The 9,064-nt window shown below is 63.5% G+C and carries 6 protein-coding genes and 1 tRNA gene; all 7 read right to left on the bottom strand.

From position 1 onward, the window contains the following. Positions 1–59: 59 nt before the first annotated feature. The 7 genes from ABF821_RS18030 to ABF821_RS18000 all read right to left on the bottom strand — a co-directional run bounded on the left by ABF821_RS18030 (position 60) and on the right by ABF821_RS18000 (position 8,752). Positions 60–698 carry a membrane integrity-associated transporter subunit PqiC gene (locus ABF821_RS18030; RefSeq protein ID WP_415531063.1) on the bottom strand — a complete coding sequence of 213 codons (639 nt, stop codon included), beginning with the start codon at positions 696–698 and terminating at the stop codon, positions 60–62. Between the two features lie 3 nt (positions 699–701). After that, entirely contained in the window at positions 702–2,390 is a 1,689-nt protein-coding gene (locus ABF821_RS18025) for an intermembrane transport protein PqiB (protein ID WP_183010256.1), read from the bottom strand. Further along, entirely contained in the window at positions 2,387–3,823 is a 1,437-nt protein-coding gene (locus ABF821_RS18020) for a paraquat-inducible protein A (RefSeq protein ID WP_259654857.1), read from the bottom strand. The genes ABF821_RS18025 and ABF821_RS18020 overlap by 4 nt, the downstream gene beginning before the upstream one ends. A gap of 426 nt (positions 3,824–4,249) precedes the next feature. Next, a tRNA-Thr gene (locus tag ABF821_RS18015) sits at positions 4,250–4,325 on the bottom strand. A 101-nt stretch (positions 4,326–4,426) separates the two neighbouring features. Then, positions 4,427–5,818, bottom strand: coding sequence for an NAD-dependent succinate-semialdehyde dehydrogenase (locus ABF821_RS18010; protein ID WP_415531062.1), 1,392 nt, complete (start codon positions 5,816–5,818; stop codon positions 4,427–4,429). Positions 5,819–6,018: 200 nt separating this feature from the next. After that, positions 6,019–7,812, bottom strand: coding sequence for an alginate export family protein (locus ABF821_RS18005; RefSeq protein WP_415531061.1), 1,794 nt, complete (start codon positions 7,810–7,812; stop codon positions 6,019–6,021). A 625-nt stretch (positions 7,813–8,437) separates the two neighbouring features. Continuing rightward, a complete protein-coding gene (locus tag ABF821_RS18000) occupies positions 8,438–8,752 on the bottom strand; it encodes a winged helix-turn-helix transcriptional regulator (protein WP_415531064.1) in 315 nt (104 codons plus the stop codon). Positions 8,753–9,064: the final 312 nt, after the last annotated feature.

The following is a 9,064-nucleotide window of genomic DNA, read 5'->3' as shown; positions in this document are numbered from 1 at the left end:
CCCCCCCCCCCCCCCCCCCCCCCCCCCCCCCCCCCCCCCCCCCCCCCCCCCCCTGCCCCTCAAACAGGTGGCGCCACAGGCCCAAGCGCCCGCAAATGCGCCGCCGCACGATCCGCCACCTGCCCCAGCAACGCACTCAGCGCCGCCACCAGACCGGCCGTCCCCGAACCACCGACCGGCAGGTTCAGCGCCAGCACGTCCGACGCCCCACCGTCATGCCCAAGCCAATGGACAGCCAGACTGCCGCCCAGCACAGCATGCCCGCCGGCATCGCGCGAAAAGCGCGTCAGCGTCAGTTCGACCACCGCCAGCGCCGTGGTCGCCACCGCGTCGTTCTGGGCGAAGATGGTGCTGCCCGGCAGACGCTGCTGAAGGTCGGCAGTCAATACGTGACCTATCATGCTCGGCAGCGCCTCGCTCCAGGCATCGCCGCTCGCGGTCTTCAGGCGATAATCGCCCTCGCTGCGCACGATACGCTCGCGGTCCAGCGATGTCGCGACCGAAGGCGTCCGCACCTCGATCACCGCCGGCCCACCCGCCTGGGCGGCACCGGGCCACGGCACGAGGGCATAAAGGTTCGGGTCCGACGAACACGCGGCCAGCGGGCCGGCGGCGGCGACGGCAAACAGGCCGCCAGCCCCCCGCAGAACCGCCCGGCGCGAGGCAAACGGGCGGGAAGGATGCCCTGACAGTCTCATAGGCTAGCGTCCCGTAATCAGCGCCGAGGGATGGCGGTTGAGGAAATCGGTCAGGAAGCGCAGCGACCGCGCGGCCTCGTTGAGCTGCACCAGCATCTGCTGCAGATCGCGGTGGAAGTCGGTATCGCCGCCATAACTCCCCATCAGCTTGTTCGCATTCTTCAGCGTGCTGTCCAGTTGCGCGCTCATCTGCGGCAGGCGCTGGAACAGCGGATGCATGCCGGTGCGGGCGTCGCTCGCCAGCCCCTGGACGCTCCGCAGCGAATCGCGCAGCGCAACGATGGCCTGCTTCACTTCCGGCGAATTGATCCGTGCGTCGGAATGCGCCAGCAGGTTGTTCAGATTATCGCCCACCTGGGTCAACGGCATCGCGGCAATCTTGTCGGCAACGGTGGAGAGCGAATCCATGATGCCACTCATGCCGCCGGCCTTGCTGGGGATGACCAGCGCCGTGCCCTCCGTCGTCACGACGGCCGGGGTGGCCTTCTTGACGAAATTCAGGCCGATCATCGATTCGCCGGTCAGCAAGCTGGCACTATCGACCGAGGCCCGAAGCCCGTTATCCACCAACGCCTGAATGGTCGCACTCATGGTATCGCGATGAATCTCGCTCAACGGCAGGATGCGCTCGGGCTGGATCTCCATCCCCACCCGCACCCGGGCGGTCCCATCCTTCTGGTCCAGCATCAACTTCACGCTGGTCACGGTGCCCACCTGAATGCCGAACATCGTCACCTGCGCCCCGGTCGTCAGGCCCGAGACCGAACTGGTCAGATACGTGACCAGCGACACACGCTCGCGATAGCCCGCATTATCCGCCGCCTCATTGCTCTCATACAGCCGGAAGACCGAATTCTTGGGCGCGGTCGGCGCGGAGGTCCCCTCCCGCTTGTCCGGCAGGCCGAACGCGACCCCGCCCGAGAACAGGGCCTGGATCGATTGCAGCTTCACCTTCAGCCCGCCGGCACCCAACCCGACCTGCACGCCCGACACGTTCCAGAAGCGCGTATCGGTGCGCAGATAGCTGTCATAGGGCTTGCGGATAAAGACCTGGATCAGGATCGGCCCCTCGCCTCCCGGCGGCATGGTGTAGCCCAGCACCTCACCCACATCGATGTCGCGGAAGAAGACCGGCGCCCCTTGCCCGATCGACCCCAGCGAGGGGCTGATCAGCGTATAAGTGTTGCCGGGCTGGTCCGAGCGCATCCCCGGAGGCGCCTCCAATCCCTTGAATTTGCTTGCGCTGGCGCCCCCCGGCACCCCTGGGTCCATCGCAATATAGGCCCCGGTCATCAGGGTTTCGAGCCCGGTGACGCTGGCGCCGTTCAGGCGCGGCCGCACCACCCAGAAGCGCGCGTGGTCCGTCAGCATCGGCGATGCATTGGCGCTCATGCGCACCTTCACCTCGACATGGCGCATATCAGGCGTCAGCGTCACGTCCTGCACCGTACCCAGGGGCACGGCCTTGTTCTTCACCTGGGTCTGGCCGCTGGTCAGTCCGTCCGCCGTGTCGAAGATGATCGTGATGTCCGGGCCGCGCCCCATAATGCCGCGCCAGCCCAGATAGCCGGCGATGGCCACCGCCACGATCGGCACCAGCCAGACGATCGAGAAACGATATCGGCGCGCCGAAGCCTCGGGCGGCGAAGCCGCGGCACGATCGTCGGAATGATCTTGGGGGTCGTCGGTCACGCCTGCCTCGGCTCCATCCTGTCAGTTTCTGCCGTACGCCGGCCGGTCCGCGCACGCACGGCGGCGGACGCCACGCCATCGGGCGACGGCCCGTTCAGGCCAGCCGCATCCCACATCACCCTGGGGTCGAAGCTCCATGCTGCGAACAGGGTCAGCACCACCACCGAGGCAAAGGCCACCATCCCGGCATTGGCCGTGACGCTCGCCAGCGAATTGAACCGGACGACCGCCACCAGGATCGACACCATGAAGACGTCGATCATCGACCACCGGCCGATCACATCCACCACGCGGAACAGCCGCGTGCGCTTGACCAGCGCGAAGGACGACCCGCTCCAGGTGCCGATCACCATCCAACTCAGACTGAGGATCTTGAGCATCGGCACCAGGATGCTGGCAAAGAACACCAGCAAGGAAAGCGGGATCATCCCGTCTTGCCACAGTTCGATCGCCCCTTCGATGATCGTATGGCCACCTCCGCCGCCCATCTTGAAGAAGGTCATGACCGGGTAGAGATTGGCCGGAAAATAGAAGATGACGGCCGACAGCAGAAAGGCGCTGGTCCGCGCCAGCGTGTCGGGCGCCCGTCGCCAGACCTTGTGGCCGCAGCGCGGACAGACACCGACGCAGCGCAGGTTGCTGACCGGCGCCCCCAGTTCCCCCACCAGCCCGCAGGACGGGCAGGCCACCAGATGATCGACCGGCGGCAGCGGAATCTCGTCGATATGCACATGGCTGACCGCCACACGCTCCCCATCCTCCTGTCGGGTGATGGCATCCACGCGCCGGTGCCGCCAGATCCGTTCGGTATCGAGGGTCGAATCCGTGGCCGCCATGGTCAGCATCAAGGCCGATATCAGATAGACGGCGGGGCCGACATCGACATGGGCCAGATCCGTCAGCTTGGTATAGGCAACGAAAATACCCAGAACATAGACCTCGATCATCGACCAGGGCCGCATCTTCTCGTACCAGATCAGCAGGTGCGGCGCCCAGTCAGGCATCTGCCGCCGGCTGGCGGCGTAGAGGATGGCGAACATCATCCCGATCACCACCGCCGGCGCCGCGATGGTCACCAGCCCGACCAGGAGCCCGGCTTCCCCCCATCCCTCATGCAGCAGTTCCATGGGGCCGGTGAGCAGGTCCACCGTACGTTCGCGCCCATACACGTCCAGCGTCATCAGGGACGACGCCAGAGCCGCCAGATACAGCGCGCAGGAACTGATGCAGAAAGCGAGCGGCGTCTGGAGCGGCGAGGTCCGGCGCCGCCACTCCAGCGTCTGCCCACACCGCGAGCAGGCGGCCAGTTCGCCGGCCTGCAACGGGGGGCGGCGCTGAAACAGGCCGCATCCGGGACATTCCACCAGATCATCGATCGTCCGGACATGGCGCAGGTCGGCTGTCCGACGTGGCCAAGCGGCCCGACGGAGCATGCGTGAAGTCCGCGCTGACATCGTCTCGCTCATGACTCGCCGTACTATAAATCAAAATCGGATCGGCGATAGTCATCCAGCATATTGCTGCCATGACGAGAGCCGGAAGACAGGCGGAGGGGGAGAATTTCCATCGCGAATAACGGCTGCACCACCGCATGACCCGCCCGGCAGGCCCCTGATCATCGCAGGAAAATCAGAATATTTGGATAACACTCGGAAGAGGGGACAAAATGACAGGAACGTCTCGCCGAGATAACGATCTCTTGAGCATCGTCGCCCCAGCCATCAGCCGATCAGGCAACCCATCCGCTCATCGTGAAGGAAAATACCAGCGGCTGACCCCACAAACGGGACATGCGGCACGCTGCCAAACCACCCAGCCCATAGCAACGACCGACAGGAACGATCGACGGAAGACTGAAGTGGTGCCGGTGAAGAGATTCGAACTCCCGACCCCATCATTACGAATGACGTGCTCTACCAACTGAGCTACACCGGCAACGAGGCGAGCGTATAACGGGCCTCAAAGGGCATTGCAACCCCCCATCCGACGGATCGCCGGCCAATCCCGCAGGACCAGCCGGCGCCCCGGTCAGGCAATCAGAACGGCGCGTCGATATCGACGACGTCGATCAGCTTGTGGTTGACGAACTCCTTGATTCCCAACCCGATCAGCTCGCGGCCGTAGCCCGAGCGCCCAACGCCGCCAAAGGGCAGGTCGGCCTTGACCATCGTCGGATGGTTCACGAACACCATGCCGGTATGGATCTTCTTGGCCACCTCGACACCGCGCGCGGTGTCCTTCGTGAAGACCGAGCCACCCAGCCCATAGGGCGTGTCGTTGGCGATGCGAATCGCGTCGGCCTCGTCACGGGCACGGAAGATCATCGACACCGGGCCGAAGAACTCCCACAGGCGGGCGGGATTATCACCCGTCATGCCGGTCAGGATCGTCGGCTGCACGAAGGCACCGGTCTCGGGCACGCGGGGGCCGACCTCGGTTGCCGTCGCACCATGCGCCACGGCCTTGGCGATGTTCTCGCGGATCTCCTTGGCCGCACCCTGCGACGACAGCGGCGCCAGCGTGGTCTCGGGGTCCATCGGGTCGCCGGCCTTCAGCGCCGCCACACCGGCGGTGTAGAGTTCCATGAACCGGTCATAGACCGCATCGACCACGATCACGCGCTTGGACGACACGCACACCTGCCCGGCATTCCAGTGCCGGCCGAACACCGCCCATTTCGCGGTTTTCTCCAGATCGGCGTCTTCCAGCACCACGAAGGCGTCGGCGCCGCCAAGCTCCATGGTCGTCTTCTTCAGCGCCTTGCCGGCCTGCGACGCGATCACCGAGCCGGCCCCTTCCGAGCCCGTCAGGGCCGCACCGCACACGCGCGGATCGTTCAGGATCATCTCGACCTGCCCACGGGTGGGGTACAGGTTGCGGAACGCGCCGTCCGGCAGGCCCGCACGCTTCATCAGCGTCTGGAAGATCGCCGCACTCTGCGGCACGTTCGAGGCATGCTTCAGCAGCACGGTATTACCGGCCGAAAGCTGCGGCGCGATGATGCGCGCGATCTGATAATAGGGGAAATTCCACGGCTCGATCGCCAGCAGCACGCCCAGCGGCTGATGCACCAGCACCGCATCGCCCGAGCGCGGGTCCGACACCGGCAGTTTCTCCGGCGCCAGCAGGCTCTCGGCATGCTCGGCATAATAATCGAAGATCGCCGCCGACAGCTCGACCTCGGCCTTGGCCTCGGCAAACAGCTTGCCCATTTCCAGCGTCAGCAGGCGCGCGAAATCATCGGCTTCGGCCCGCAGGATCTGGGCCGCCTTCGTCATCACGGCGGCACGGGTCGCAAACGGCGTGTCGCGCCAGTCCAGGAACGCCGCGTGGGCGTCGTCAATCGCCTGACGCACCTCGTTATCCGTGGCATCCGGGAACGTGGCCAGCACTTCGCCGGTATAGGGGTTGGTCGTTGCGTATGCCATAAGTCGTTTTCCTTCCAGCGGGCCATTTCCGGCCCGATGCCTGTGATAACGGGCATCCAGAGCTTCCCCGTCAAGAGGAACCTCACGGCTGCGTTATCATAAGAGTAAGGTCGATCCGCTCTCGGGAATCGAGCCCGCCAGGCGCGCGGGCCCACGAGCATGCCGCCGGCTCATCCCGGCGGCATGCAATCCTGCACCATTCAGAACGTGAGTTCCAGATTGGTCTGGAAATAGGCGCCCGGCTTCGCACCGGCATCCCGCAATCCACGCGACAGCGCCGTATATTGCCCGTCGACGCTGAAGGTCACATGTCGCGTTGCCCGCCAGGTGAAGCTCCCCTGGGGCAGCACGCCGCTATAACCGCCCGACGGGCGATAGGCATAATTCACGGCACCGGGAAAATAGATCGTATCGTGGATCGAATTCCGCCACAGCACCGGCACCCTCAGCAGCAGCGACGTATTGATGGTGGGCGACATCGTCACCAGCGGTCCCACATCAATCACGTTCTGCAGGTTGAAGTTCTGCGCCAGGTCCAGATAGTACGCGCTGGGCACGAAGGGCGAGAGGAAGGTCCCCCAGGTACTGGTCGCACTCTTGCGGGTATCCCCACCCGAAATATCGTCGGCCTGGATTCCGATCGCGGGCCGCCCCCACCAGTTCGCGAACCGCCACGCTACCGAGGCATTGAACGAATAGGCCGACACCGGCCGCGTCGGGCCGTTCTTCGCCGCCTGGAAATTCCCCCCCTGCCACATGCCGCCGGCGGAGAATTCGATCGGCCCGGCATTACCCCACACGCGCATACCCGGCGTGTCACGATGCGTCGAACCCGCGACAATGCCCTTCGTCGCCGTGATCGGGCTGCTGGCCAGCAGATAGCCGAGATAGTATGTATCGACGAAAATCTGGCTCTTCTTGCCGAACGTCTTGAATTCGGGGACCGCGTAAGACGTATAGGCGCCAAACAGCCGGGTCTTCCATCCGACCTGATCATGAAACGCCCGATATTCGTAGTTGGTCAGAGACAGGTCGAACAGATCGACGCGGAACCGTTTCCAGACGCTGTAGCCACGCAACCCGTTCCATGAATACGGAATGGACGGATAGACACTGCCCGCCGAGATATTGGGCGGCACGTCAAGGAACGTCATGCGGCCGATCATAGCCCCCATCGTCGCCCCCAGCATATGCCCACGCACTTCCACGAATGCCTGCTGCGCATCGACCCGGTTCCGCCAGCGGGCATTATAGCCGAATTTGTTGCCACCGGTCGCCTGGCCGCTCATCAGTTCGCCATAGAAACGCACATGCTCGCCCAGATGCAGGTCCGCGCCGAGATTGGTTCGCAGGTTGGACAGATAGGTATGGCTCTTCCCCACCGCCCCCAGGGCGGGATGCTGCTCCCAGAAACCGTGATGCCGGAAATTGCCGCTCAGCGTCAGGTAGATCGAGCCACTGTCATTGAGCGCGATATATTTCAGCGGATCGAGAAAATCATGGCGATTGCGCTTGTCGCGAAGGCTCGACCAATCCTCGGCCCAACGCGCCACCGCGTAATATCCCACCGTGCCGAAGCCGGAAGCCGCCCCGGTATTCGCGTTGAACACCCCCCACGGCCCCTGATGCAACTGAATCGGCGTCAGCGGATGCAGCATCAGCGATTGCGGCTGGCCATACAGTTCCGGCCGGCTGGTCAGCGGCGGCAATTGCTGGGGCGGTGCATGCCAGAATGAATCCCGGCTCGGCACGACCGGCGTGACGGCCGGAGCCGGTGTCGTTGCCGCACCGATCGAGGTCGCAGGCGGGGTCGCAGCCGTCGCACCAGTTCCCGCTGTCGCCTGAGCAAGCTGACTACGGGTGGTCACGATCTCGGCGTCTCCCGGCGCCGCGTGGGCAGGCATGACGAACACCACGCCGGCAAGAGCGGGCAACAGAACCCGTCCACCTTTCTGCAAACGGGACAATGACGAAAACCCAGAGGACATATACATAGCCAGATCTTTTTCTTTATTATTGTCAGGCATCACAGAACAACCGCGCATTCATTCCGCCACGCGCCGTCCTGTCTCTGAGAGGCAGGAAACCACCCCAGGGATGGGCGCTTCCGCCGACAACCACCTACCGGGCGAAGCACGGGCCGTGAGATTCCTGTTCCGCGAACCCCGCCCTCATGCTGGCCGCCCACAACGGGAAGCGAACCGCACAGACTTCTCGAAAACCCCTGCAAGCAGGGAAACAATCCCGGATCGGGAAAACCCACGGGAGCAAAGCCGGCGCACAATCATGACCCAACTCTCCAACGGTCACAAAACAATTCAACCGCCCTCTACAAAGAGAGTGACCATCCGCTTTTGTCGGATTTTCTCTAAAATAAGAAATAACAATTATATGTTTTCCGGATAAATTACGCTCACAATCCAGTGTGGAAAATCCCGAAATTCACCATTCAGTTACCAACCTCCACCGGGTCGAAATACCAGCATCACCAACCGGAACACCCTGACTAGGCTTCAGGGATGTTTCCTGAACGCCGAAGATGCTTGCAAAGTTTCGTTTACGAACGGAGAGCACCAGCCCACACCGGCAGCGAATACCTCGAAACCGTCCATGCAGCCTTCAAACAGCCCCCTGCGCTCCCTTGCGGACGCGCGTCACATGGGCATCCCCCCGGTCAAGCACGGCGGCATGTTCCGCCCCCCAGTGATAGAGCGTCTCCTCCGGCTCGACCATTTTCCGGCCCAGCGCCGTCAGCCGATATTCGGCCACCGGCGGCATCACCTGATGCACCTCGCGTGCCACCAGCTCCATCTCTTCCAGTTCCCGCAGCGTGTGCGTCATCATCTTCTTCGACAGGCAGGGAATACTGCGCAACAGCGCGCCGGGCCGCGACGCGCCCCTCCCCCCCAGCAGATGCAGCGTGTGCAGAATCATCGTCACCCATTTGCCGCTGAACAGCCGCAACAGCCGTCGCGGCGCGCAGCCTTCATCGAAGGGGCCTGACGATACACATCGGGCAACGGAGTAAGCGACATGATGACCCTTCCCTATGGGAACCTTCTGGTACCCAGGGCACGAAATAGTACCGGATTGTCCTTTGTATCCACGCACAAAAATTTTCGAAAACTGTTTTCCTGTTATGGAGAGTTCCATTCCTCACACAGCCATGATCGTCGACGCCACCGGAATCGTCGGCCACGCCATCGGCAACGTGATGAACATGGGCTCCACCCTGGCCGTCTATGC

The organism is Gluconacetobacter sp., assembly GCF_047721585.1.
Taxonomy (GTDB): Bacteria; Pseudomonadota; Alphaproteobacteria; order Acetobacterales; family Acetobacteraceae; genus Gluconacetobacter; species Gluconacetobacter dulcium.
Note: the sequence above shows the minus strand (reverse complement) of the source record. Positions and strands in the feature narration are given on the sequence as shown.

Excerpts from the sequence above, each read along its gene's own strand:
- ABF821_RS18005 (WP_415531061.1), bottom strand. The coding sequence starts at position 7,812 with ATGTATATGTCCTCTGGGTTTTCGTCATTGTCCCGTTTGCAGAAAGGT.
- ABF821_RS18030 (WP_415531063.1), bottom strand. The coding sequence starts at position 698 with ATGAGACTGTCAGGGCATCCTTCCCGCCCGTTTGCCTCGCGCCGGGCG.
- ABF821_RS18010 (WP_415531062.1), bottom strand. The coding sequence starts at position 5,818 with ATGGCATACGCAACGACCAACCCCTATACCGGCGAAGTGCTGGCCACG.
- ABF821_RS18000 (WP_415531064.1), bottom strand. The coding sequence starts at position 8,752 with ATGATTCTGCACACGCTGCATCTGCTGGGGGGGAGGGGCGCGTCGCGG.
- ABF821_RS18020 (WP_259654857.1), bottom strand. The coding sequence starts at position 3,823 with ATGCTCCGTCGGGCCGCTTGGCCACGTCGGACAGCCGACCTGCGCCAT.